This is a genomic window from Thalassobaculum sp. OXR-137, assembly GCF_034377285.1.
GTDB lineage: Bacteria > Pseudomonadota > Alphaproteobacteria > Thalassobaculales > Thalassobaculaceae > Thalassobaculum.
This window is the reverse complement of the sequence record NZ_CP139715.1, coordinates 2,602,833-2,627,413: the sequence shown is the minus strand read 5'-3', so window position 1 is coordinate 2,627,413 and position 24,581 is coordinate 2,602,833. Positions and strand designations below refer to the sequence as shown.

Genomic DNA, 24,581 nt, shown 5'->3' with positions numbered 1-24,581 from the left:
GACGGCGGTCCGGGATCAACCCGAGCCGTGCTGCACCGCAACAACTATGGGCCCAATCGGCGGGGTCAACCCTTGATCATTCGGCGCTGCAATGCATTTTAAAGAGGCCCCATTCAATCTTTGGAGTTCCCCCCATAGTCGATATGACAACGCTCTCCCCCGACATAAGTGACGCTCCGGCGATAAAAAAATTCGCCGTTATCGGTGCCGGCGCCTGGGGTACCGCCCTTGCCATCACCGCCGCCCGCGCCGGCGGAGAGGTCACCCTCTGGGCCCGCGACCCGGCCCTGTCCTCCGCGATCAACCGCGAGCGAACCAACGAACAGTTGTTGTCGGGATACGAGATTCCCGACGGCGTGACCGCGACCTCCGACATGGCGCAGGCCGTGGCCGGGGTGGACGCGATCCTGCTCGTGGTGCCGTCGCAGGCCATCCGCGATATCGGCGAGCGGGTGCATGCGGTCGCGGCGCCGGGCGTGCCCGTGGTCCTCGCCAGCAAGGGCGTGGAGCGGGAGAGCGGCAAGCTCATGACCACCGTCGTCGCCGAGGCCATGCCCGGACGGCCGATCGCCGTGCTCTCCGGACCGAGCTTCGCCGCGGAGGTCGCCGGCGGCCATCCGACGGCCGTGACCATCGCCTCGGCCGATGCGGCGGACAACCCGCACGGGTCGCTCGCCACCCGCCTGTCCCTGGCGCTCGCCACCCCGTCCTTCCGGCCCTACATCTCCGACGACCTGATCGGGGTCGAGGTCGGCGGCGCGGTGAAGAACGTGATCGCCATCGCCTGCGGCATCGCCAGCGGCTCCGGCTTCGGCACCAACACCTGGGCCGCCCTGATCACCCGCGGCCTGGACGAGATGAAGACCCTGGCCCAGGCCCTCGGCGGCCGCCGCGAGACGGTCACCGGCCTGTCCGGGATGGGCGACCTGGCGCTGACCTGCTCGAGCGAGCAGTCGCGCAACATGTCCTTCGGCAAGGCGCTCGGCCAGCGCAAACGCCAGGAGGACCTGCTGAGCAACCGCCGTTCGGTGGTGGAGGGCGTGGTCAACGCCGTCTCCGTCACCGATCTCGCCCGCAAGCTCGGCGTCGAGATGCCGATCTGCGAGGCTGTGCGCTCCATCGTCGCCGACGGCGTCGAGATCTCGGAGGCCATCGGCCGGCTGATGGAACGCCCGCTCAAGGCCGAGCCGGCGGCGATGAACATTCGGATCCCGCACGGAAACGAAGACGACGTAGGCGACTATGTATCGGAGATGCTGCCATGACCCGCACCGACCCCAGCAAGGCGGACGTCGTCCTGGCGACCGATCTGGACGGAACCTTCCTCGGCGGAACCGACGAAGAGCGCTCGACGCTCTATTCCGCCATCGACGCCAACCGTGACCGGATATCCCTGGTCTTCGTCACCGGCCGCGACATCCCCTTCATCCGCGAGCTGACCGGCGACGGCTGGGTTCCGAAGCCCGATTTCGTCATCGGCGACGTGGGCACCACCATCGTCCAGGGGGCCGAGTTCGAGACGGTGCCGGAACTGGAGGCCGATATCGCCCGGCGCTGGGGCGATGCGGGCGACCGGGTCCGCGAGATGCTCGCCGATGTCGACTGGCTGGAGCTGCAGCCCACCCCGTTCCGCTACCGGGTCAGCTACTACTACGATCCTGACCGCTACGATGCGGCGGTGGCCGAGCGGATCGAGGCGGCCGGGTTCGACTGTCTCACCTCCGCCAGCACCTATCTGGACGTCCTGCCCAAGGGCGTGAGCAAGGGGCCGACCCTGCTGCGGCTGGTCGATCATCTGAAGATCGATCCCGACCGGGTGCTCGTTGCCGGCGACACGATGAACGACCTGTCCCTGTTCGAGACCGGCCTGCGCGGCGTCGCGGTCGCGAACAGCGAACCGGACCTCGTCTCGCGCGTTAAGAGCCTGGAGAACACCACAATCAGCCGCGGCAACGGCGCCGCCGGTATTCATGAGGTGATTCGAACACTTACGAGCCTTCGGGGGGCAGCGGCATGAAATCGGATCTGGTCATCGTCTACCATCGTCAGCCTTATGAGGAGGTCGAGGTCGATGGGAAGATCGAACTCAGACCGAACAAGAGCCCGAACGGTATCGTCCCCACGCTGAAGAGTTTCTTCGGTCAGGTCTCCCACGGATCCTGGATCGCCTGGAAACTGCGCGAATACGGCGAGATGCCGGACTGGGAGCGGGTCGTCACCATCAGCGACGATTTCGGCGACTACTCCGTCTCCCGCCTGGCGTTGACCGAAGACCAGGTGAACAGCTTCTATGCGGTGACCTCCAAGGAGGCGCTCTGGCCGATCCTCCATTCCTTCGTCGACGCCTACGACTACGGACCGGTCGACTGGCCGACCTTCCAGGAGGTGAACTTCCTGTTCGCCCAGGCCGCCGCCGAACAGGCCGCCGACGACGCCATCATCTGGATCCACGACTACAATCTGTGGCTCGTGCCTGTCTATCTGCGGCAGATGAAGCCGAACGCACGGATCTCCTTCTTCCACCACACGCCGTTCCCGTCGCCCGACGTGTTCAACGTGCTGCCCTGGCGCAACGAGATCATGGACAGCCTGCTCCATTGCGATCAGGTCGGATTCCACATCCCGCGCTACGCCATGAACTTCGCCAACACCGCCCGCACCCTGTTCGATGTCAGCGTCGAGGAGGAGATCGACGTGGAGGACGGGATGTCGCCGCGCGGCATGGCACTGTCCGAGCCGACGATCATCACCCGGCTGAAGTATCACGATCAGATCGTCAACATCGACGCCTTCCCGGTCGGCACCAACGTCAACTACATCGAAGAGCTCGCCCGCTCCGAGGAGACCGAGACCAAGCTCCAGGAGATCAAGGAAGAACTCGGCGGCAAGCGGCTGATCGTCTCCGTGGCCCGCACCGACTACACCAAGGGCACCAAGGAGATGCTGGAGTCCTTCGAACGGCTGCTGGAGCGCCGCCCGGAGTTGCACGGCGAAATCCGCCTGATGTGCGTCTCGGTGCTGGCCAACCAGAACATGGCCGTCTACCGGCGGGTGCAGGAGGAGATCGAGGGGCTGGTCGGCCGCATCAACGGCCGCTTCGGCACCTTCGAATGGACGCCGATCATGCTGTTCACCGGCGCCATCCCGCTGCAGGACCTGATCGCCTATTTCCGCGCCGCCGACGTGTGCTGGCTGACGCCGCTGCGCGACGGCCTGAACCTGGTGTGCAAGGAATACTGCGCCGCCCGGATAGACGAGCTCGGGACCGTGGTGATCTCAGAGTTCATGGGGGCCGCGGTGCAGCTTCCCTATGCGGTGCTGACCAACCCCTATTCCGAACGCTTCATGGATTCGGCCATCGACCAGGCCTTGGACATGAAGCCGGAGGAGCAGCGCGCCCGCATGCAGATGATGCGCAAGAACGTGAGCCACTACGACATCGTCCAGTGGTCGCAGCACACGATGGAGCGCTTCGAGGAACTGGCCGAAAGCCGCGCCGGCCGCCCGGTCAGCCATAAGAAGCCGGTCGCAGCCGAGTAATCGGCGCGACCGGGTCTCCTCTCCCCGTCAGGCTTTAGCGCTCAGGCGCGTTCCTTGACCGTGTGAACGTGGTTGAGCGGCCCGTGGCCCTTCCCGTAGCCGGGGGCGGTCTCGATGGCCGTGATCACGTATTTCCGCGCCCGCTCGACCGCCTTCTCCAGGGCCAGCCCCTGGGCCAGACCGGTGGCAATGGCGGAGGCGAGGGTGCAGCCCGTGCCATGGGTGCTGGTGCTGTCGACACGCCGGCTCCGGAATTCCCGAATGCCGGATTCCGTCGCCAGAAGGTCGACCACGGTGTCGGAGGACAGGTGACCGCCCTTCAGCAGCACCGCCGGCGGACCGAGCGACAGCAGCATCTCGGCGGCGTGGTGCATGTCGTCCACGTCCTTGATCGTCATGCCGGTCAGCAATTCCGCCTCGGGCAGATTGGGCGTCAGCAGATGGGCGCGCAGGATCAGCCGCGCCTTCAGCACCTGCATGGCGTCCGGATTGAGCAACGGATGGCCGCCCTTGGCGATCATCACCGGATCGACCACCAGCGGCACATGCATCGCCTTTTCCTCGATCACATCGACGATGGTATCGATGACCGGGCCGGAATGCAGCATGCCGGTCTTGATCACATCGACGCCGATATCGTCGACCAGCAGGTCGAGCTGCTGGCGCAGGAACGGGATCGGCACTTCGTGGACGCCGAAAACACCCTTGGTGTTCTGCGCGGTCAAGGCCGTGACGGCCGTCATGGCATATCCGCCAAGTGCCGTTACCGCCTTGATATCCGCCTGGATCCCCGCACCGCCGCCGGAATCGGATCCGGCAGCGATCAGAACACGCCCTTCAGTCGACCTTGGCATGACCGCCGTTACTCCGCAGCTTTTGTTCCTACGAGTTCGATTGCGTCCACGACCCTGTCGACCGCGGCCACGACTTGACCTTCATCGTCCCCCTGGGCCATCACCCGGATCAGAGGTTCGGTACCCGACTTGCGAATGACCAGGCGCCCACCGGTGCCCAGCGCATCCTGGCTCGCCGCAATGGCTGCCTTGACCGTGTCGCTGGCCAGGGGATCGCCGCCGGCGAACCGGATATTGCGCAGGATCTGCGGCATCGGCTCGAACACGCGGGCGACCTGGGACAGGGGCTTGTCCGCCCGCTTCATCGCCGCCAGCACCTGCAGCGCGGCCGCAAGGCCGTCGCCGGTGGTGCCGTGGTCCGACAGGATCATGTGGCCCGACTGCTCGCCGCCGACATTGTAGCCGCCCTCGCGCATCGCCTCGAGGACGTAGCGGTCGCCGACCTTGGCGCGCACCAGCTCGAGGCCGATGCCGTTCAGGTAGCGCTCCAACCCGAGATTGGACATCACCGTGGCGACCACGCCGCCGCCGCTCAGCCGGTCGTCCTTCTGCCAGGAACCGCCGATCAGGCCGAGGATCTGGTCGCCGTCCAGCTTGTGGCCGGTCTCGTCCGCCAGGATCAGCCGGTCGGCGTCGCCGTCCAGGGCGATGCCAACATCGGCCTTCTCCTTCTGGACGCGGGCCATCATCGCCTCCGGCGCGGTGGCACCGCAGCCGTCGTTGATGTTGAACCCGTCCGGGGAGACGCCCATGGGAATGACTTCCGCGCCGAGTTCGAACAGTACCCGCGGGGCGGCCCGGTAGGCGGCACCATGGGCGCAGTCGATCACCACCTTGACGCCGTCCAGACGCAGGTCGCGGGGGAAGGTGGACTTCACCACCTCGATATAGCGGCCCTGCTCGTCCTCCAGCCGCCGGGCGCGTCCCAGCGCCTCCGGACCGGCCAGCGGCAGGCTATCCACCCGCGCCACCATCTCCTCGATCTCGGCCTCGACCGCGTCCGAGAGCTTGTAGCCGTCCGGGCCGAACAGCTTGATGCCGTTGTCGTGGTAGGGATTGTGGGAGGCGGAGATCATCACGCCCAGATCCGCGCGCATGGACTGGACCAGCATCGCCACCGCCGGGGTCGGCATCGGGCCGACCAGGACCACGTCCATGCCGATGGAGGTGAAGCCGGCGACCATCGCCGGTTCCAGCATATAGCCGGACAGCCGGGTGTCCTTGCCGATCAGCACCAGGTTGCGCCGGCCATGGTTGGTATGGAACCGCGCCCCGGCGGCCATCGCGACCGCCATGGCGGTCGCCGGGGTCATCGGCTCCGCGTTTGCGAGGCCGCGGATGCCATCTGTTCCGAAAAGGGAGCGGGCCATGGGCGTGTCAAAGTCTCTCAACTGTTTCGACATTTATAGCGTATTGCATCTTTAAAGGTGATTAACGCCGCGGGCTCAAGAAGCCGCCAGAATGGCACGGCGCAGAGCCAAGGCCTGCGCCGTCTCCGACACGTCGTGCACCCGCACCGTCTGCGCCCCCAGATCCATCGCCGCGCCGGCCAGGGCGAGCGAGCCCGGCAGGCGCGCATCGGCGGCCTCGCCGCGGGACAGAACCCCGATGGAGCTCTTGCGCGATGCGCCGAAGAGCACGGGCCTCCCCATCCCGTGGAGCACGGTGAGCCAGGCGGTAACCTGAATGTTGTGGGCGGCGGTCTTGGCGAAGCCGAAGCCCGGATCGACCACCAGACGGTCGCGGGATATGCCAGCGGCCTCCGCCGCCGTCAGCCGGGCCTCCAACTCGTCGTAGACATCCAGCGGCGCACAATCGTAACGCGGATCCGCCTGCATCGTTCCGGGCTCGCCGCGCATATGCATCAGGACCACCGGGCACGCCTGCCCGGCGAGGAAGGCCGGCGCCTCCGGATCGTGGGTCAGGCCGGAGACGTCGTTGACGATCGTCGCCCCCGCCTCCAGCGCCGCCCGCATCACCGGCGCCTTGCGGGTGTCCACGGAGATCCGGTGCCCCTCGCCCGCCAGCGCCTCGATCACCGGGACCACCCGGTCGATCTCCTGGGCGATGGACACATCCGCAGCGCCGGGCCGGGTCGACTCGCCGCCGATGTCGAGGATGTCGGCGCCCTCCTCTGCCAGCCGCCTGCCCTGGGCGATGGCGGCATCGCGGGAGGCGAAGCGCCCGCCGTCGGAGAAGCTGTCCGGGGTGACGTTGACGATGCCCATGATGGCCGGCGCGAGAGCGTCGGCGCCCCACAGGGGGCCTCGCGGCGCGGTCAGCCGGGCGATCGTGCCGGACGGCAGGGCTGCAGGGTCCAAGGCGTCGACAGGGACCGTGAGGACCCGCACGACCCCTGCCTCGCGGCGGATCAGGTCGAGGGAGCGGAAGGCGATGGGACCGCCGGCCAGGGGCAGCGCTTCGCCGGCCGCGACGGCCGCCTGGGCGGCCGCGCCATAGACCAGGCCGACCGGCCGGGCATAGTCGGACTGCGGGAGGGCAGATGCGGAGAGCCCGCGCCTGGGCGCGGGCTCGTAAACGATGGGTAGTGTCATGGGAGAGACCCTCTCCGGTGGGACGTCACCCGAACCGGGCAGGTCAGTCGCCGGGTTGCGGATCGGGCTCCAGACCGCCGCCGGGGGCGGTGCCGCCGGTGGGCACGGAAGCGCGTCGGCCGGGGCCGGTCGGCTTGGTCGGCTCGTCTCGGCCGCCGCGATCCACGGACCCGCTCGCGAGCAGCTCCTTGATCTCCTCGCCCGACAGGCTCTCGTACTCCAGCAGGCCCTTCGCCAGGGTGTGCAGATCGTCCATGTTCTCTTCGAGGATCCGGCGGGCGTCGTCATAAGCCTCGTCGGTGATCCGGCGGATCTCCTCGTCGATCACGTTGGCGGTCGCGTCGGAGACGTTCTTCTGCTGGGTCACCGAGTGGCCCAGGAACACCTCCTGCTGATCGGCGGAATAGGCCAGGAAGCCAAGCTTGTCGCTCATGCCCCATTCCGTGATCATCCGGCGCGACATCTCCGAGACCATACGGATGTCGGAAGAAGCACCGGTGGTGATCCGCTCCGCGCCGAAGATCAGGTCCTCGGCGATCCGGCCACCGCAGGCGACGCGCAGGTCGGCTTCGAGCTTGGCCTTGGAGAGCGAGATCCGGTCGCCTTCCGGCAGGCGCATGACCATACCCAGCGCACGGCCGCGCGGGATGATGGTCGCCTTGTGGATCGGATCGCTGTCCGGGCAGTGCAGGGCGACGATGGCGTGACCGGCCTCGTGATAGGCGGTCAGCCTCTTCTCCTCGTCGGTCATGACCATGGAGCGGCGCTCCGAGCCCATCATGACCTTGTCCTTGGCTTCCTCGAACTCGGTCATGCCGACCACGCGCTTGCCCTTGCGGGCGGCGAGCAGCGCGGCCTCGTTGACCAGGTTGGCGAGGTCGGCGCCGGAAAAGCCCGGGGTGCCGCGGCCGATGGTGCGCGCATCCACGTCGGGACCGAGCGGCACCTTGCGCATATGCACCTTGAGGATCTTCTCGCGGCCCAGGATATCCGGGTTCGGCACCACGATCTGGCGGTCGAAACGGCCCGGACGCAGCAGGGCCGGGTCGAGCACGTCCGGACGGTTGGTCGCGGCGATGAGGATCACGCCCTCGTTGGCCTCGAACCCGTCCATTTCCACCAGGAGCTGGTTCAGGGTCTGCTCGCGCTCGTCGTTGCCGCCGCCGAGGCCGGCGCCGCGATGGCGACCGACCGCGTCGATTTCGTCGATGAAGATGATGCAGGGGGCGTTCTTCTTGCCCTGCTCGAACATGTCGCGGACACGGCTGGCGCCGACGCCGACGAACATCTCCACGAAGTCGGAACCGGAAATGGTGAAGAACGGCACGTTGGCTTCGCCGGCGATGGCGCGGGCCAGCAGCGTCTTACCGGTGCCCGGAGGGCCCACCAGCAGACAGCCCTTGGGGATCTTGCCGCCCAGACGCTGGAAGCGCTGCGGGTCCTTCAGGAACTCGACGATCTCCTCAAGTTCGGACTTCGCCTCGTCGATGCCGGCGACGTCGTCGAAGGTCACCCGCCCGGTCTTCTCGGTCAGCAGCCGGGCGCGGCTCTTGCCGAAGCCCATGGCCTTGCCGCCGCCGCCCTGCATCTGGCGCATGAAGAAGATCCAGACCGCGATGAACAGCAGCATCGGGAACCAGCTGAGCAGGATCTGGAACAGCCCGGACGTGCCCTCTTCCGGCGGCGCGGCGGAGATCCGCACGCCCGACTTGGTGAGCTGCGGGACCAGTTCGGCGTCGCGCGGCGCATAGGTCTGGAACGTGCTGCCGTCGGAGAACCGCCCGGAGATCTGCTGACCCTGGATGGTCACCTGGTTCACGCGCCCGCTATCGACTTCGGACAGGAAGTCCGAGTAGGCGAGGCTGCGCTGGCCGGTACGGGGGGAGGAACCCTGGAACAGGTTGAACAGCGCCACGAGCAGGACGCCGATGATGATCCAGAGGGCGAGATTCTTGCCGAAATTATTCACGTGTCAGCCTTCCATTGGCCATCGGGCCATCGATCCGTCGCTCACGCGTCGCCAGCAGGTGGATTATCACCCCTAAGTCCTCCGGCCCGAAATCATCCGGGTTGGGCGCCCTTCGCTCGCCAAGCACAAGGTGGGGGAGCGCGACGACCCCGTCAAGGTCAGTGACAATCGGCCAGGCGAGCCGCGCGGGGTGCGGCAGCGCGCGGGCACTCTCGGGAAGCGCGGCATCCAGCCCTAAACGCTTGATCCGCCGCCAGCCTTCTGTGCCGCAGGCCTGAATCCCGATCGGACCGCCAGTTGCATTATGCACGAGAAAACGACCGTCCCAGCAGGCTGTGCGCCCGCTCGGTATCGACAGGGGCTGCGCGCAGGCCGCTTCCTCGCGCATCACGGTCACGCTGTCCCCATCGGCCTGCAGCAGGCATCCCCTCAGGGTGCGCCGCCGACCGCCCGCCGCGTCGCCCAGCCAGGCGAGGAGCCCGTCCATCGCCGCCGTCCGGGGCGGATAGCCGGTATCCCCCGCAATGTTCAGGACGCCGCGCAGCACGGCCGCGGCGAAGATCGGCGGTGCGGCCGCCAGCAGCGCCCGGTCGAGCCGGCAGGTGCCGCAGGGATGGATCCGGGCATGGCGGGCGAGCCAGTCCCTCACCTCCGCCTCCATGGCCCGGCGGGCGGCACCCATCGCGTCGGCGAGGCGGGCCATCCGGTCGGCGGTCAGCCCCGCGACGTCGAGCGCCGGGCGCAGCCGCCGCAGCTCGGCGCGGGTGAACCGCGGGTCGGCGTTGGAGGGATCCTCCACATAGTCCCATCCAGCCGCCCGGCAGGACGCCTCCAGCCGCTCCTTCGGGACGCCCAACAGCGGCCGGGCCAGCCGCACGCCGCACCGCCAGGCGACGGGCGCCATACCGGCCAGACCTTCGGGCCCGGTGTCCCGCTCTATGCGGTGCAACACCGTTTCCGCCTGGTCGTCGCGGTGATGCGCCAGCAGAAGGGTCGAAGCGCCGGCGTCGTGGCAGGCATCGGTCAGCAGTGTCAGCCGCGCTTCGCGGGCCGCGGCCTGAATGCCGGAGGTCGGCTTGTGGCCGTGCCAGGGGAGTATTCTGTGGGAATGGCCGAGTGCCGCGGCCCGGCGGGCAACATCGGCCGCTTCGGCCGCCGCCTCGGCGCGCAGGCCGTGATCGACGGTTAGGACCAGGAGCGGTCGGCGCCGGAGGATGGACCAGCGGTCGGCGAAATGCAGAAGGGCTGTGCTGTCGGGTCCGCCCGACACGGCGAGGGCGACCGGTCCGGTGGGATCGCCCTCTTCGGCCAAGACCGCCTCTATCAGGGCGATCCCATCCCGCTCGTCGAGCGGGGTCGGCGTCCGGGCAACGTCCGCGTTGGGGGGCGGGCTCACCCGCCGCAGTTCAGCGCCTTGGTCTCGTTGATCATGCGGCGCTTGATGTTCGTCGGCGCCTTGGGGAAGTCCTCGTTCAGCTTGGCGAAGGTCGTGCACGCCTCCTCCTTACGATCGATCCGCGCCAGGGCCATGCCGAGCTTCAACAGATTGTCGGCCGCCTTGGGGCTTTTGGGATAACTCTGATAGCCCCCCAGAAAGGCGACGGCCGCCTCCTCGTAGCGCTCCCGCGCGTAGTAGGTCTCGCCCAGCCAGTACTGGGCGTTGCCGGCGAGCGGGTCGTCCGGATGCGCCGCCAGAAACGCCTTGAAGGCCGCTTCGGCGGTCGGCAGGTCGTGCTTCACCAGATGATCGAAGGCCGCCTTGTACTGCTCCTCCACCGACCCCTGGGCCGGGAGCAGTGCCGTCTGGCCCTGGGCTGCGCTGGCCGGGGGCGGCGTTGTCGCCTTCAGGGCGGAGAGCTCGCTGCCCGACAGGGAGCCGAGATCCTTCGGCTTCGCGCCGGTGGTCGGCCCGGCATCCGAACCGGAGGCGGACGGCGTGGCGTCGACCGGCGGGGCCAGCTCGGTTCGCGGCTGCGTCCCGCTGTCCTGGAGTGCGGGACCGGCGGCGTCGCCGCTCAGCTCGCGGAAGCGGATGTCGGTATCGGTCTGAAGCTTGTCCATCCGGTCGGACACGTTCTGCACCTTGTAGCCCAACTCCTCTATGCGGCCGGTGATCCGGCGCAGATCGGCCTCGATCTGCTGGAGGCGGACTTCCACCCGGGCCAGCGGCGATCCGCCGACACCGTCGGGCTGGGAAAGCTGGGTGGCCTGGCTGGAGGTGACCGAGGCCGGCGGCTGACCGCCGGCATAAACCGTGCGCTGAAGGTCGGCCAGTTCCCGCTCGAGCCGCGCCATGCGGTTCAGCAGGGCGTTCACGTCCTGCGCCGAAGCGACGGACGGAGCGGCGGCGGACAACAGAAGGATGATCACGAGGAAGCGCATCATGGTCCCAGTCTCCAGGATGCTCGCGGCGGAATTATGGCGCGGAAGGCAGATTGCCGCCGCATCCGGTCCGCCCAAACGAAGCGGTCAAAAAAAGAACGGCGGCGCCCGGTGGGCACCGCCGTCCAATACGCGATCGCGAACCGTTAGTTGAGAACGGTAACGCCGCGACGGTTCTCGGCCCAGGCCTGCTCGGTCGACGCCGGGTTCACCGGGCGCTCCTTGCCGTAGGAGATGGTCGACAGACGGCTCGGATCGATGCCGAGGGAGACGAGATAGTCCTTCACCGCGCTGGCGCGACGCTCGCCGAGCGCCAGGTTGTACTCGCGGGTGCCACGCTCGTCGCAATGGCCCTCGACGGTGACCGAGGTGCTCGGATACTTGCGCAGGAAGAACGCCTGACGCTCGAGCGTCGTGCGGGCCTCGCTGTCAAGCGCGGAGCTGTCGAACGCGAAGAAGACGCGGTCGCCGACATTGACGACGAAGTCTTCCGCGCTGCCCGGGGTCGGGCCGGTGGGGGCCGTCGCCGTGCTGGAAGTGGTCGGCTGAACGTTGCCGCCCGAACCCGCATTCGCCGACTCGTCGGGAGCGGTCTCGCAAGCAGCGAGCAGCGCGACGGCGGCAAATACGCTGAGAAACTTGATGCGCATGGTAGGTGTGTCCCTCTGGAGAATTCTGTGGTGCCGGGCGCCCCGCCCCCCTCGTGGTCCAAAAGACCCGGCCTGCCGGGCCCGGACTCGTCGAGCCGGACTGCACAGTTTCCCGACAGCCGACCACGAGCGTGTTTCCTTATAACTTCTAATCCATTAGCGAAGCAAGGGGCTCCACGCTGGATCCGACGCATCCAGCGGGGTAATGACCTCGCGCTCGTTGTAGCCCGTAAGATCGATCGTGTACAACTTCGACGTTCCGCCGCGTCCGCTCCGGTCGGACGGCGTCTGCTTGAAGTAAACGAGAACGCGACCATTCGGCGACCAGCTCGGCGCTTCCACCAGGAATCCTTGACTGAGGAGACGCTCGCCGGAACCGTCGGGACGCATCACGCCAATGTGAAAGGTGCCGCCGGTGATCTTGGTGAAGGCGACCAGGTCGCCGCGGGGCGACCAGACCGGCGTGGCGTAGCGCCCGTCACCGAAGCTGATCCGCTTCACGTTCGAGCCGTCGGCGCCCATCGTGTAGAGCTGCTGGGTGCCGCCGCGGTCGGAGTTGAAGACCACCTGGCTGCCGTCCGGGGCATAGGTCGGCGAGGTGTCGATCGACCGGGTGTTGGTGAGCTGGGCCACCCGGCGGGTGCGCAGGTCCATGGTGTGGATGTCGGTCACGCCGTCCTTGGCCAGGCTCATGATCACCCGGTTGCCGTCCGGCGAGAAGCGCGGCGCGAAGGTCATGCCCGGGAAGTCGCCCAGGACCTCCTGCTGACCGGAATCCAGGTTGAAGATGTAGACCCGCGGCCGGTTCTGATAGTAGGCGAGGTAAGTGATCTCCTGCACCGTCGGCGAGAAGCGCGGGGTGAGCACCAGGGTGTTGCCGTCGGTCAGGAACTTATGGTTCGCCCCATCCTGATCCATGATGGCGAGCTGCTTCTTGCGCCGGTTCTGCGGGCCGCTCTCCGCGATATAGACGAACCGGGTGTCGAAGTAGCCGTCCTCGCCGGTGATCCGCTTGTAGATCATGTCCGAGACGATATGGGCTGCCCGGCGCAGCGATTCCTCGATGGCGGTCAGCGAGGTACCGGTCATGTACTGCTCGGCGAACACGTCCCACAGACGGAACTCGATGCGGTACTGACCCGGCGACGGGATGGTCACCCGGCCGTGCACCAGCGCCTGGGCGGCGATCTGACGCCAGTCGCCGAACCGCGGCGGCGTGTCGAAATCCAGGTCCGACTGGATGAAGGCCTTCGGGTTGATCGGCTTGAACAGCCCCGACCGCTCCAGGTTGGAGGAGATGATCTCGGTCATCGTTCGGCCGACCCGCGTCGCCTCCACGCCCTCGCCCTTGAAGTCGGCGATGGCAACCGGCAGCGGATCCACCCGGCCCCGGGTGATGTCGATGCGCAACTCGCTGCGCGCCGGGGCGGCGAAACCGCCGACCCCCGCCGCGCCGACCAGACCGGCCAGCGACAGGCGGGCGAGGTCGCGTCGCGACATCGACATGTCGACGGTGGGACGCGGCGGGCGGGGCGCCGTCACCGGGCCGCTCGAAACGGCGCTGTCGGTCATGACAGCATGTCCTTCGGATCGAAGGTGATCGTGAAGTTTTTCCATGTGTCGTACTTCTCCGGCGGAAGTTGCAGCGGGGAACAGTTCGGCGATTTCAGCGCCCGCATGGCGGACTCGGCGGCGGAGCGGAAGAACGGATCGCTTTGCATCCGTGCGGAATCCACCACCTTGTAGGACCGCACCGTGCGGTCGGGATTCATCGTGACCTCGATCTCGACCACGAGATCGGCGGCGTTCTTCGCGCCGGCCGGCACCAGCCAGCAGCTGCTGATCTGCTGGCGGATCGCGTCCATCTCCGACACCGAGAGCTTCTGGCTCGGATCGAAACTGGAGTTGCGCGCCGTGGTGTCGGCGTCGGGCACCGGCGACGGCTTCGATTCGGCCGCCGGCTTGGGCGCGTCCTTCTTCAGCTTCTGAACCGTCTTCAGGACGTTCATGAAGTCGTCCTTCTTCTCCGGCTCCTTCTTCTCGGGCGTCTTCGGCGCCTCCTTCTCGGCGACCTGCTTGGGACGCTCGGGCGGCTTCGGCCGGGCCACGGGCACCGGGGCGGGCGCTTCGTCCTCGACGCGCTCGACCTTGGCCGCCTCGGGCGCCTCCGGCTTCGGCGTCTCCGGCTTCGGAATTTCCGGTTTGACGACGTCCGGCTTCGGCTTCTCCACCGGCACCGGCTCCGGCTTCTCCGGCTCGGGCTTCGGCGGCTCCGGCTTCTTGGCCGGCACGGGCACGGGCTCCGCCTTGACGGGCGGGGCCGGCTCGGGCGGCGGGGACGCCTCGGCGACCTTGGCCGGCGGCGGCGGAGTCGGCTTGGCGGCCTCCTTCTGGGCAGGCGGCGGCGGTGCCGGCCTGGCTGCGGGAGGCGGAGGGGGTGGCGGCGGCGTGCGGTCTGGCTGGGCCGCGGCCGTGGGCGGCGGCGGCGGGGTGTTGTCCGGCTTGGTGGTTTCGGCCGGCGGCGGCGCGTTCGTGACTTCCGCGACGGTGACCACGTCAACGACCACCAGGCGGTTTTCGATCGGCTCGTCGCGGGCAAGCATCGGCAGACCGAAAACGGCCAGCGCCAGCACCCCGGCGTGCATCAGAATCGAAATGACCAGAGCCACGTTCATTGTTCGCTCGTCACGCTCCTCATTGGGCCATCACCACCGCGGCTCTCCGGGTCCCTGCACGGGATCCAGAGGCACCCTCAGTTGGTGCCCGCCGACTCCTCCGGAAGCTCCGCCAGGAGCGCCACCCGGGTGAACCCGGCCGAGCTGATCTGGCCCATGACCTCCATGACCGACCCGTAGGCGATAGACTTGTCGCCCCGGACGAAAATTCTGAGTTCGGGATTGGCACCCGCCACCGCGAGCAGTTTCGGGACCAGTTCGTCCCGCCCGATGGCGCTTTCCTGCAGGAACAGGCTGCCGTCCGCCCGCACGGTAACCACCAGCGGCTCCACCTCGTCGGTGAGCTGGGCCGCCTTGGTCTTCGGCAGGTCGACCGGCACGCCCACGGTCAGCAGCGGTGCGGTGACCATGAAGACGATCAGCAGCACGAGCATCACGTCGACGAACGGCGTGACGTTGATCTCGCTCAGCGGCGGGTTCCGACGACGCCCTCTGCCGTGACCGGTTCCCCGTTTGATGAGTCCGCCGGCCACGTCTCAGCGTCCCTCGTCCAGCTGTCGCGACAGGATCGACCCGAACTCGGTGGCGAACCCTTCCAGCCGGCCGGAGTAGCGGCCGAGGTCGCTGGACAGCTTGTTGTAGGCGACGACCGCCGGAATGGCGGCGACCAGACCCAGCGCGGTGGCGAACAGCGCCTCCGCGATGCCCGGCGCCACGACGGCGAGGCTAGTGTTCTTCGAGGCGGCAATGGCCTGGAAGCTATTCATGATACCCCACACGGTGCCGAACAGACCGACGAAGGGGGCCGTGGAGCCGACCGAGGCCAGGAAGGTCATGCGCTTCTCCAGCGCCTCCATCTCCCGGTTTATGGTCAGGGTCATGATCTGGTCGAGCCGCTCGCGCAGGCTGGCCCGCAGCTCGTTGGAGCGCTGGGTCAGGCCCTTGGCGGCCGAGCGGCGCCATTCCCGCATGGCCGAGGAGAAGATCGACGACATCGGGTCGGCCGGATGGCTGCCCATACGGTCGTACAGATCCTCCAGCGACCCGCCGGACCAGAATGCATCCTCGAATTCGTCCGCCCGGCGCCGCATCCGACGCATCTTCATGATCTTTTCGAAGATGATCGCCCAGCTCCAGACCGAAGCCAGGATGAGGAGCAGCATCACGATCTTGACCACGGTGTCGGCCTGCATGAACAGGCCCCACATGCTGAGCTCGTGGGACATCGCCACGGCGGGCGCCGCCAGTCCCGGCGAAGCCAGACCCGGGGCCGCACTCTGGGTCGTATCGACCACCGCTTGTGCAAGTTGCTGCATCGACTTCCTCTTCCTCGTAGCCGCCCGGGCGCGTTGCCGCCGGCCTGTCGTCCAAACACTCAGGCCGGGGCGGAGCCGCCGACCAGATCCCGTATCTTCTGAGGCAGCCGTACCGGCCGACCCCGCCCATTCACCCCGGCAATCACCAGATCCATCACCACCAGCGGATCGGACTCGCCCTGGCGGACGACCTCCTGCACCGCTTCGAGCGCGGCGCCGCGGACCCCGGTTATGCGGGTGATCACCTCCAGCGCATCGTCGAGAACCGCCGGCGCCCGGTAATCCACCGTGCAGCGCCGGACCACGAAGGCGAAGTCCTCCGCCTCCCGCATCTCCCGCTGTTCGACCCCCCGCGCCCGCAGAAATTCCGTGCGCGCCCGTTCGGCGTACCGCAGGTAATTGGCGTGGTAGACCACCCCGCCCGCATCCGTGTCCTCGTAGTAGACACGCACGGGGAAGCGAAAGGGTTCAGACATCGTCCTCCCCTTGGCCGAGCAGATCGAGCTGGGTGTCGACGGATTTCGGCGGCGTCAGGCCGAGATAGCGCCAGCCCGCCGCCGACAGGATACGACCGCGCGGGGTGCGCTGGATCAGGCCCTGCTGCATCAGATAGGGCTCGATGACCTCTTCGATGACGTCGCGCTGTTCGCCGAGCGCGGCCCCGAGGGTCTCCGCCCCGACAGGCCCGCCGCCGTAGTTCTCGGCGATGCAGCCCATGTAGCGCCGGTCCATGGCGTCCAGCCCGCGCTTGTCGATGTCGAGCCGGGTCAGGGCGGCATCGGCGAGGATCGCGTCCACCACCTGTTTACCGGCAACCGTGGCGAAGTCGCGGACCCGGCGCAGCAGCCGGCCGGCCACGCGCGGGGTCCCGCGGGCGCGCCGCGCGATCTCGCCGGCCCCGTCCTCGGTCAGGCCGAAGGACAGCAGGTCGGCGCCGCGCTTGACGATCCGGGTCAGTTCCTCCGGCTCGTAGAACTGCAGGCGCAGGGGGATTCCGAAGCGCTCGCGCAGCGGCGTGGTGATCAGCCCCGACCGGGTCGTCGCGGCGACAAGCGTGAACGGTGCCAGATCGATCCTGATCGATCGCGCCGCCGGGCCTTCGCCAATAATGAGGTCAAGCTGAAAGTCCTCCATAGCGGGATACAGCACTTCCTCTACGGCAGGATTAAGGCGGTGTATTTCGTCAATAAACAAGACATCGCGCGGCTGAAGGTTGGTCAGCAGCGCCGCCAGATCTCCCGCCCTGGCGATCACCGGGCCGGAGGTCGCGCGGAAGTTCACGCCGAGCTCGCGCGCCACGATCTGCGCCAGCGTGGTCTTGCCCAGGCCCGGGGGACCGAACAGCAGCACATGGTCCAGCGCCTCGCCCCGGCCGCGGGCGGCGTCGATGAAGACCTTCAGGTTCTCGCGGACCTTCTTCTGGCCGGTGAAGTCGTCCAGGGTCTGCGGGCGCAGGGTGGTCTCGCCCATATCCTCGGGCCGGCGCTCACCGTCGATGAGACGGTCACCCTCCGCCGTCTCGTCGTCCCACTCCCCGCTCACCCGGCCAGCTCCTTCAGCCCGCCGGTGATCAGCCGGTCGAGGGCCGCGTCAGGGCCGAGTGCGGACTGGGCGGCCTGCACAGCGCCATAGGCCTCGGCCCGGCCGTAGCCGAGATTGACCAGGGCGGAGACCGCGTCGGCGAGCGTATCGCCCCCGGCCGCCTTGACCGCAGCCGTCCGCGCCGCCGCCGGCGCGTCGGCGGCGATTCCCAGCGCCACGTTGACGGTCTTGTCCTTCAGCTCGTTGACGATCCGGGTCCCCAGCTTCGGGCCGACGCCGTCGGCCCGGGTCAGCAGCGTGCGGTCCTGGGCGGCGATGGCGGTGAACAGCTCGTCAGGCGACAGCACGGTCAGGATCGACAGGGCGTGCTTGGCGCCCACCCCCTGCACCGTCTGCAGCATCCGGAACGCCGCCTTCTCCGAGCCGCTGGAGAAGCCGTACAGGTGTATGTGGTCTTCGCGGACATGGGTCTCGATCTCGACCTTCACGGCGTCGCCGATCGCCCCCAACGCGCTCAGCGTGCGACCGGAGCAGAAGATCAGGTAGCCGACGCCGTTGACGTCGATCACCGCCTGACCGTCGCCGATACCGTCGAGAATGCCCTTCAGGCGCGAGATCATCGTCGTCCTCCTCCGGCGGCCGCTTCCTTGGCGAGCGCGGCGGCGATCGCCTTCTCCAGCCCCGGGGCCATGTCGGTGACGGATCCGGTCTTGCGCGCCGCCACCCCGGCCGTCTGGCCGAATGAGGCGCGGGACTGGACGTAATGGGCGTGGCAGACCGCCACGGCGAGGGCGTCGGCCGCGTCCGGGCTCTTGATGACTGCCCCCGGCAGCAGCGTGGCGATCATCGCCTGCACCTGCTCCTTGGCCGCGTTGCCGGTCCCGACCACCGCCTTCTTGACCCGTTTGGGCGCGTATTCGGCGACCCGCAGCCCCGCCTTGGCCGGCGCCAGCAGAACGACGCCTCGGGCGAGGCCGAGCTTCAGGGTGCTTTCCGGGTTGCGGTTGACGAAGGTCTCCTCCACCGCCGCCTCGTCCGGTTTGAAGCGGTCGATGAGGTCCAGGATTGCGTCGTAGAGCTGCACGAGGCGGGTGGCGATGTCGGCCTGGCCGTCCGAATGGACGGTGCCGTCGGCGACGTGACGCAGGCGCACGCCGTCGGTCTCGATCACCCCCCATCCTGTATTCCTGAGGCCGGGGTCGAGCCCGATCAGCCGCATGCGCGTCTCCGTGATGCCGCCTCCCTCCCCCGACTTCCGGCGCCCGTCCCGGAGGCGATCCGGAACGGGACGCGGACCCGATGGGGGATCAGGCGGACAGTTTCGCCATGACGTCGTCGGCGATGTCGAAATTGGCCGACACCTGCTGCACGTCGTCATTGTCTTCCAGGGTGTCGAACAGCTTGATCAGCGTGCCCGCCTGGTCCTCGTCCACCGCCACGGTATTCAGCGGCTTCCAGGTCAGCCCGGCCGATTGCGGCTCGCCCAGCTTGGCTTCCAGCGCCTCGCGCACGGTGTTGAAGTCCTCCACCGGGCAGGTGATCTCGTGCTCCGCCTCGGTGCTCTCGGCGTTCTCGGCCCCGGCCTCGATCGCCGCCTCCAGCACGTCGTCGGCGCTGCCGACCTGCGCCGGATAGATGATCTGGCCGACCCGGTTGAACATGAAGGACACCGAGTTGGTTTCCCCCAGGTTGCCGCCGAACTTGGAGAAGGCGGCGCGGACTTCGGAAGCCGTGCGGTTGCGGTTGTCGGTCAGCGCGTCGACGATCATGGCCACGCCGCCGGGACCGTAGCCCTCGTAGCGCACCTCTTCCCAGTTGGAGTCGTCGCCGCCGCCGGAGCCCTTCTTGATGGCGCGGTCGATATTGTCCTTGGGCATGTTCTCCTTGCGCGCGGCGGCGATGGCGCTGCGCAGCGCGGGATTCGAGCCCGGATCCTCGCCGCCGGTCTTCGCCGCGACCTGAATCTCGCGGGTCAGGCGGGTGAAGATCTTGGCGCGCTTCTTATCCTGCGCGCCCTTGCGGTACATGATGTTCTTGAACTGGGAATGACCGGCCATTTCCAAACGCTCCCGTCCGCGACCGTTCGTGGCGCGAATCGTCTCTCTATACCAGATGTGGGGTTTCGACGCACGGCTTCAGCCGTACCGCCCCGGCACCGACGCGGCGCCGCGCGGGGGTGTAGCACAGGCGGGGGCCTTCCCTCTACTCCCCGTCATCCCGGCGGACCCCGGACCCGATCCGGGGACCGGCCGGGACCCAGTCGGGCAGCACAGCCCGGTCCCGGTCTTGCCCCGGACCAGGTCCGGGCCAAACCGGGATGACGGTGTTGAGGGGATTGCGGGAGCTCCCGAAGCGAGATCGGGATCACGGGGGCGGAGTGTGAGGGCCCCCTCACCCCACCGGCATCGTCTCAGCCAACAGCCCGCCGACGCGCACCGGTTCGGCGCTGATCGCCAGGCCCGTGCGGTCGTCGGTCACCACGAAGACGCCGCAGACCGTCGCCTCGCCGTCGGCCGCTTCCAGGCGCGGGGTCGGCAGCTTGGTGGTGAAGCGTTTGACCGGGTATTCCTTTTTCATCCCGATCACGCTGTCGTAGTCGCCGCACATGCCGGCATCGCTCTGGTAGGCCGTGCCGTTGGCCAGCACCATGACGTCGGCCGTCGGCACATGGGTGTGGGTGCCGACCACCAGGGACACGCGGCCGTCGAAGGCGTGGCCGAAGGCCATCTTCTCGCTGGTCGCTTCGCCGTGGATGTCGATCAGGATGAAGTCCACGTCGCCGCCGAGCGCGATGCCGTCGATCGCCTTCTCCACCGCGGCGAAGGGGTCGTCCAGCGGGTCCATGAACAGCCGGCACATGGCGTTGATCACCAGCACCCGGCGGCCGTCGCGGGTCTCGTGCACCACCGCACCCTTGCCCGGCGTGCCCGGCGGGAAGTTGATCGGGCGCACCAGACGGCTGTCGTCGGTGATGGCGTCGAGGATCTCGCGCTGGTCCCAGACATGGTTGCCGGTGGTGATCACGTCGACACCGACGTCGTAGAGCTCGCCGCAGATCTTCGCGGTGATGCCGAAGCCATGGGCCGAGTTCTCGCCGTTGACCACCACGAAGTCGGTCTTCAGGTCCCGCATCAGGGCGGGGAGATGATGAATGACCGCCTCGCGGCCGGACCGTCCGACGATGTCGCCGAGAAACAACAGGCGCACGCTCTACTCCGAGATTTCGATGAAGCCGTTTTCCGTGACCACCCCGTTCAGCAGGGCGTCATGCGCACCGGCGGGGACGGCCTCGACCTCCTGGCCGGCATAGGCGACGCCGATGGCCTGGACGGTCTGCCATTCGCGCAGGGCGACGAGGGTGCGGTCGTAATAGCCGCCGCCATAGCCGAGCCGCCGGCCGCGCCGGTCGAAGGCGAGCAGCGGCACCAGCAGCAGGGTTGGGAACACCACCTCCGCCTCCGGCCCGGGCTCCGAGGTGCCGTAGGGGCCGGGGACCAGATCCTCGTCCGGCTCCCATTCGCGGAAGATCAGCGCCTGCTTGTCGTCGGGCACCACCGGCAGGGCGATGCGGCAGCCGGCGGACCACAGGGCGGTCAGGCAGGGACGCGGGTCGATCTCGTCGCGCATCGGCCAGTAGCCCGACACGATGGTGCCGGAGGACGGCGCGATGGCCGCCGACAGGTTCATCGCCAGCCGATGGGCCGCATCCGCCGCGTCCGCCGCCAGCACCTGACGCTGCCGGGCCATGCGCTCGCGCAGGTCGGCCTTGGCCCGGCTCAGCGCCTCCGGATCCAGGATCGGCGTATCGAGGGCGGGGGCATCGGGGGACAGGTCGGTCATCGGCGCTCTAGGGTCAGGTGAACAAGGACTCCGCAGCGTGCCGCGCCTCGCGGAGGCAGAGCGGCCGGCCGGGCACATGCCCTAGGAAAATTCAGCGCGACGGAGCCGCCTCGGCCGTTGGCATATGCATACCCTCTGTGGCCTGCATAGCAGGTGGGCGCCGCGATTCCGAGACCACGGTCCCGGAAGAGGCAGCTCCCTCAGAGAGATTATAGCCCCAGGGGTAAAGTGCGGCCTGACAAACCGCGCCGCCCCGTCGCTGACACCAACGTAACCCCGGGCCGGCTAAATTCAAGCGAAGATGTAGGAGTGAGAGCCGGCGTCGCTGCGCGGGCCCGGCAGGCCGCGGGTCAGGCCCCTTCGATGCGGGCGGCGATCCGCTCGATCCGCTCGGCCAGGCTCTCCATGGCGAGCGACATGTCCTCGATCTCGTTGGGCGAGAATTCCTCGTCGCCCTCGTCGACCTCGTTGGCGGCATCGCGCAGGTCCATGAGCTCGTCGGCCACCAGCAGGCTGGCCATCACCAACAGGCGGGTGTCGCCGACCTGGCCGACCTGCTCCACCATGTCGGCCACATGGGCGTCGACCATCTGGGCCAGCTCGCCCAGCCGCTTCTCCTGCCCGTCCTCGCAGGCGATGCGGTACGACTTGCCGTTGATGCTGATATCGACCTGGGCCACGGATCAGGGCTCCAACACGAGTTTGAGCTGGCCGATCGCCTTGTCGAGCCGCTGCTCGACCTGGTCCGCCGCCTTGGAGAGTTTGGCGTAGTCGCGACGCACCGCGGACAGTTCCCCGGTCACCGCCGACGCATCGCCGCCGCCGGAATCGTCGAGTCCTTCCAGCGCCTTTTCAAGACGGGAGACCGCCTTGTCCAGCCGTTCGCGTGCCGTATTCAGCCGAGACATACCCGCCGTCCTGGTCCGTCAATCCCGCCCATCGCCTACGATTCGGTATCCGAAACCGGCGATGTACCCCCTGAAACGAAGGAGTTAAGCCCCGTCGTTGAGGTGCCGCATGATATCCGTCGGTCGCGCCCACCGTCAATCGAACCGGCATGTGAGGTTCCGCACCGCCCTATATTGCGTGTCGGAACCACCGGGCCGGCTTGACGGAAGGACGCTCCCTGGGCATGTTCCGCGCCACCGAGGCGCCGGCGGTCGCTGGACGCCCGCCAAAAGCCCGCGAACCGTACCATGACCGCTTCCGCACCGATTTCCGGCGCCGCCCTCTCGGACGGTGACCACGCCAGCCTCGCCAGCGCCATCCGCGCGCTTTCCATGGATGCCGTCGAACAGGCGAAATCGGGACACCCGGGCATGCCCATGGGCATGGCCGATGCCGCCGTCGTCCTGTTCTCGCAGTTTCTGCGCTTCGACCCGCGCCACCCGGACTGGGCCGACCGCGACCGGTTCATCCTGTCCGCCGGCCACGGGTCGATGCTGCTGTACTCGCTGCTGCACCTGACCGGCTACCAGGACATGCCGCTGGAGGAGCTGAAGAAGTTCCGCCAGCTCGGCTCCAAGACCGCCGGCCATCCGGAATACGGCGCCGCCGCCGGGATCGAGACGACCACCGGTCCGCTCGGCCAGGGCTTCGCCAACGCCGTCGGCATGGCGGTCGCCGAGCGCCACCTGAACGCCCGCTTCGGCGACGACCTGGTCGACCACCGGGTCTGGGTGATCGCCGGCGACGGCTGCCTGATGGAGGGCGTCAGCCACGAGGCCGCGTCCCTGGCCGGCCATCTCGGTCTCGGCCGGATGAACGTGCTGTGGGACGACAACAAGATCTCCATCGACGGCCCGACCGACCTTACCCTGTCGGACGACGTGCCGGCGCGGTTCGTGTCCTACGGCTGGCACGTGGTGTCCTGCGACGGTCACGACCCCAAGGCGCTCGCCGCCGCCATGGCCGAGGCTGCCGCCGATCCGCGCCCGTCGCTGATCGCCTGCCGCACCACCATCGGCTTCGGCGCGCCGACCAAGGCCGGCAAGTCATCCTCCCACGGCTCGCCGCTGGGGGCCGAGGAGATCGCCGGCACCCGCGCCGCGATCAACTGGCCGCACGGCCCGTTCGTGATCCCCGAGGAGGTCGCCAAACTCGGCCTGTCGCTCGGCGACCGCGGTGCCGAGGCCTATGATTCCTGGACCGCCAACCTGTCCAAGTCGGGCAAGAAGGATGCCTTCGAGCGCGCCCTGTCCGGCGCCCTGCCGAAGGAACTGGCCGACGCCATCGACGCCCACAAGAAGTCGCTGAGCGCCGAGCAGCCGAAGCTCGCGACCCGCGTCTCCTCGCAGAAGGCGCTGGAAGTGATCGCCCCGGTGCTGCCGGAACTGCTGGGCGGCTCGGCCGACCTGTCGGGCTCCAACAACACCAAGGTCGGCGCCCAGGAGATCCTGGACAAGTCGAACTACGGCGGCCGCTACCTGCATTACGGCGTGCGCGAGCATGCCATGGCCGCGGCGATGAACGGCATGGCGCTGCATGGCGGCGTCATCCCCTATGGCGGGACCTTCCTGGTCTTCACCGACTACTGCCGCCCGTCGATCCGGCTGGCCGCCCTGATGGGCATCCGCTGCATCTTCGTCATGACCCATGACAGCATCGGTCTCGGCGAGGACGGCCCGACCCACCAGCCGGTGGAGCATCTGGCCGCCCTGCGCGCGATCCCGAACCTGGCGGTGTTCCGTCCGGCCGACGCGGTGGAGACGACGGAAGCCTGGCAGCTCGCCCTGCAGCGGGTCTCCGGCCCGAGCGTCCTGGCGCTGACCCGCCAGAACGTGCCGACGGTGCGCACCGAGCATTCGCAGGCCAACCTGTCGGCCAAGGGCGGCTACGTCCTGGCCGAGGCCAGCGGCGCACGCAAGGCGACCCTGATCGCCACCGGCAGCGAGATCGAGATCGCCATGGACGCCAAGGCCAAGCTGGAGGCCGACGGCGTGCCGACCGCGGTGGTTTCGATGCCGTCGCTTGAACTTTTTGCCGCCCAGGATCCGTCCTACACCAAGGAGGTGCTCGGCTCCGGCGTGCGCGTGGTCATCGAGGCCGGCGTGCGGCAGTGCTGGGACCGGCTGCTCGGCGAGAACGGCGTCTTCATCGGCATGTCCGGTTTCGGCGAGTCCGGCCCCTATCAGGAGCTGTACGCGCACTTCCGGATCACCGCCGGCGACGTCGCCGGTGCGGTAAAGGCACGGATCTAGTGGTGTTAATGGCGTCGATCTGACCCATATCCCCACCTGACAATCAGTTATGTGACGA

At 68.1% G+C, this 24,581-nt stretch carries 23 protein-coding genes, 1 other RNA gene and 1 pseudogene; 4 read left to right on the top strand and 21 right to left on the bottom strand.

The window, feature by feature from the left end; genetic code table 11:
- The first annotated feature begins 143 nt into the window (after positions 1-143).
- The 3 genes from T8K17_RS12410 to ggpS are packed head-to-tail and all read left to right on the top strand — an operon-like array spanning position 144 to position 3,540.
- Positions 144-1,265, top strand: a complete 1,122-nt coding sequence (locus tag T8K17_RS12410) for an NAD(P)H-dependent glycerol-3-phosphate dehydrogenase (protein ID WP_322334818.1) — start codon at positions 144-146, stop codon at positions 1,263-1,265.
- On the top strand, positions 1,262-2,017 hold the full coding sequence (locus tag T8K17_RS12405) for an HAD-IIB family hydrolase (protein WP_322334817.1): 756 nt from the start codon (positions 1,262-1,264) through the stop codon (positions 2,015-2,017). The genes T8K17_RS12410 and T8K17_RS12405 overlap by 4 nt, the downstream gene beginning before the upstream one ends.
- Complete coding sequence (gene ggpS / locus T8K17_RS12400; protein WP_322334816.1) at positions 2,014-3,540, top strand: glucosylglycerol-phosphate synthase; 1,527 nt, start codon at positions 2,014-2,016, stop codon at positions 3,538-3,540. Before T8K17_RS12405 ends, ggpS begins: the two co-directional genes overlap by 4 nt.
- 41 nt (positions 3,541-3,581) lie before the next feature.
- Here the strand turns inward: ggpS and thiD are convergent, their stop codons facing one another.
- From thiD to T8K17_RS12295, 21 genes and pseudogenes are all read right to left on the bottom strand, one after another.
- Positions 3,582-4,394 carry a bifunctional hydroxymethylpyrimidine kinase/phosphomethylpyrimidine kinase gene (gene thiD / locus T8K17_RS12395; RefSeq protein WP_322334815.1) on the bottom strand — a complete coding sequence of 271 codons (813 nt, stop codon included), beginning with the start codon at positions 4,392-4,394 and terminating at the stop codon, positions 3,582-3,584.
- Positions 4,395-4,402: 8 nt separating this feature from the next.
- Complete coding sequence (gene glmM, locus T8K17_RS12390) at positions 4,403-5,764, bottom strand: phosphoglucosamine mutase (RefSeq protein ID WP_322334814.1); 1,362 nt, start codon at positions 5,762-5,764, stop codon at positions 4,403-4,405.
- Between the two features lie 75 nt (positions 5,765-5,839).
- The gene (folP, locus tag T8K17_RS12385; RefSeq protein WP_322334813.1) at positions 5,840-6,949 is read right to left on the bottom strand and encodes a dihydropteroate synthase; all 1,110 of its coding nucleotides are present in this window, start codon (positions 6,947-6,949) and stop codon (positions 5,840-5,842) included.
- Positions 6,950-6,992: 43 nt separating this feature from the next.
- The gene (gene ftsH, locus T8K17_RS12380; RefSeq protein ID WP_322334812.1) at positions 6,993-8,918 is read right to left on the bottom strand and encodes an ATP-dependent zinc metalloprotease FtsH; all 1,926 of its coding nucleotides are present in this window, start codon (positions 8,916-8,918) and stop codon (positions 6,993-6,995) included.
- Entirely contained in the window at positions 8,911-10,314 is a 1,404-nt protein-coding gene (gene tilS, locus T8K17_RS12375) for a tRNA lysidine(34) synthetase TilS (RefSeq protein ID WP_322334811.1), read from the bottom strand. The genes ftsH and tilS overlap by 8 nt, the downstream gene beginning before the upstream one ends.
- Positions 10,311-11,303: a tol-pal system protein YbgF gene (gene ybgF, locus T8K17_RS12370; protein ID WP_322334810.1), complete on the bottom strand. Its 993-nt coding sequence runs from the start codon at positions 11,301-11,303 to the stop codon at positions 10,311-10,313. The genes tilS and ybgF overlap by 4 nt, the downstream gene beginning before the upstream one ends.
- Before the next feature lie 143 nt (positions 11,304-11,446).
- A complete protein-coding gene (gene pal / locus T8K17_RS12365; RefSeq protein ID WP_322334809.1) occupies positions 11,447-11,950 on the bottom strand; it encodes a peptidoglycan-associated lipoprotein Pal in 504 nt (167 codons plus the stop codon).
- Between the two features lie 156 nt (positions 11,951-12,106).
- Complete coding sequence (gene tolB / locus T8K17_RS12360; protein ID WP_322334957.1) at positions 12,107-13,450, bottom strand: Tol-Pal system beta propeller repeat protein TolB; 1,344 nt, start codon at positions 13,448-13,450, stop codon at positions 12,107-12,109.
- Between the two features lie 68 nt (positions 13,451-13,518).
- The gene (locus tag T8K17_RS12355) at positions 13,519-14,625 is read right to left on the bottom strand and encodes an energy transducer TonB (protein WP_322334808.1); all 1,107 of its coding nucleotides are present in this window, start codon (positions 14,623-14,625) and stop codon (positions 13,519-13,521) included.
- Between the two features lie 77 nt (positions 14,626-14,702).
- On the bottom strand, positions 14,703-15,158 hold the full coding sequence (gene tolR / locus T8K17_RS12350) for a protein TolR (RefSeq protein ID WP_322334807.1): 456 nt from the start codon (positions 15,156-15,158) through the stop codon (positions 14,703-14,705).
- A gap of 3 nt (positions 15,159-15,161) precedes the next feature.
- The gene (tolQ, locus tag T8K17_RS12345; protein ID WP_322334956.1) at positions 15,162-15,833 is read right to left on the bottom strand and encodes a protein TolQ; all 672 of its coding nucleotides are present in this window, start codon (positions 15,831-15,833) and stop codon (positions 15,162-15,164) included.
- Between the two features lie 167 nt (positions 15,834-16,000).
- A complete protein-coding gene (gene ybgC, locus T8K17_RS12340) occupies positions 16,001-16,417 on the bottom strand; it encodes a tol-pal system-associated acyl-CoA thioesterase (RefSeq protein ID WP_322334806.1) in 417 nt (138 codons plus the stop codon).
- On the bottom strand, positions 16,410-17,411 hold the full coding sequence (gene ruvB / locus T8K17_RS12335) for a Holliday junction branch migration DNA helicase RuvB (protein WP_322334955.1): 1,002 nt from the start codon (positions 17,409-17,411) through the stop codon (positions 16,410-16,412). Before ruvB ends, ybgC begins: the two co-directional genes overlap by 8 nt.
- A gap of 68 nt (positions 17,412-17,479) precedes the next feature.
- Positions 17,480-18,103, bottom strand: a complete 624-nt coding sequence (gene ruvA / locus T8K17_RS12330; protein ID WP_322334805.1) for a Holliday junction branch migration protein RuvA — start codon at positions 18,101-18,103, stop codon at positions 17,480-17,482.
- Between the two features lie 140 nt (positions 18,104-18,243).
- A pseudogene (ruvC, locus tag T8K17_RS12325) lies at positions 18,244-18,702 on the bottom strand (crossover junction endodeoxyribonuclease RuvC); the annotation flags it as partial.
- Between the two features lie 88 nt (positions 18,703-18,790).
- The gene (locus T8K17_RS12320) at positions 18,791-19,540 is read right to left on the bottom strand and encodes a YebC/PmpR family DNA-binding transcriptional regulator (RefSeq protein ID WP_322334804.1); all 750 of its coding nucleotides are present in this window, start codon (positions 19,538-19,540) and stop codon (positions 18,791-18,793) included.
- A gap of 334 nt (positions 19,541-19,874) precedes the next feature.
- Complete coding sequence (locus T8K17_RS12315; RefSeq protein WP_322334803.1) at positions 19,875-20,690, bottom strand: TIGR00282 family metallophosphoesterase; 816 nt, start codon at positions 20,688-20,690, stop codon at positions 19,875-19,877.
- Between the two features lie 3 nt (positions 20,691-20,693).
- Entirely contained in the window at positions 20,694-21,323 is a 630-nt protein-coding gene (locus T8K17_RS12310) for a 5-formyltetrahydrofolate cyclo-ligase (protein WP_322334802.1), read from the bottom strand.
- A gap of 98 nt (positions 21,324-21,421) precedes the next feature.
- A non-coding RNA gene (ssrS, locus tag T8K17_RS12305) (6S RNA) lies at positions 21,422-21,580 on the bottom strand.
- 93 nt (positions 21,581-21,673) lie between these two features.
- Positions 21,674-22,003: a cell division protein ZapA gene (locus T8K17_RS12300; protein WP_322334801.1), complete on the bottom strand. Its 330-nt coding sequence runs from the start codon at positions 22,001-22,003 to the stop codon at positions 21,674-21,676.
- Positions 22,004-22,006: 3 nt separating this feature from the next.
- The gene (locus T8K17_RS12295) at positions 22,007-22,231 is read right to left on the bottom strand and encodes a hypothetical protein (RefSeq protein ID WP_322334800.1); all 225 of its coding nucleotides are present in this window, start codon (positions 22,229-22,231) and stop codon (positions 22,007-22,009) included.
- Positions 22,232-22,519: 288 nt separating this feature from the next.
- On the opposite strand from T8K17_RS12295, the gene tkt reads away from it, so the two are divergent.
- Positions 22,520-24,523 carry a transketolase gene (tkt, locus tag T8K17_RS12290; RefSeq protein ID WP_322334799.1) on the top strand — a complete coding sequence of 668 codons (2,004 nt, stop codon included), beginning with the start codon at positions 22,520-22,522 and terminating at the stop codon, positions 24,521-24,523.
- The last annotated feature ends 58 nt before the right edge of the window (positions 24,524-24,581 follow it).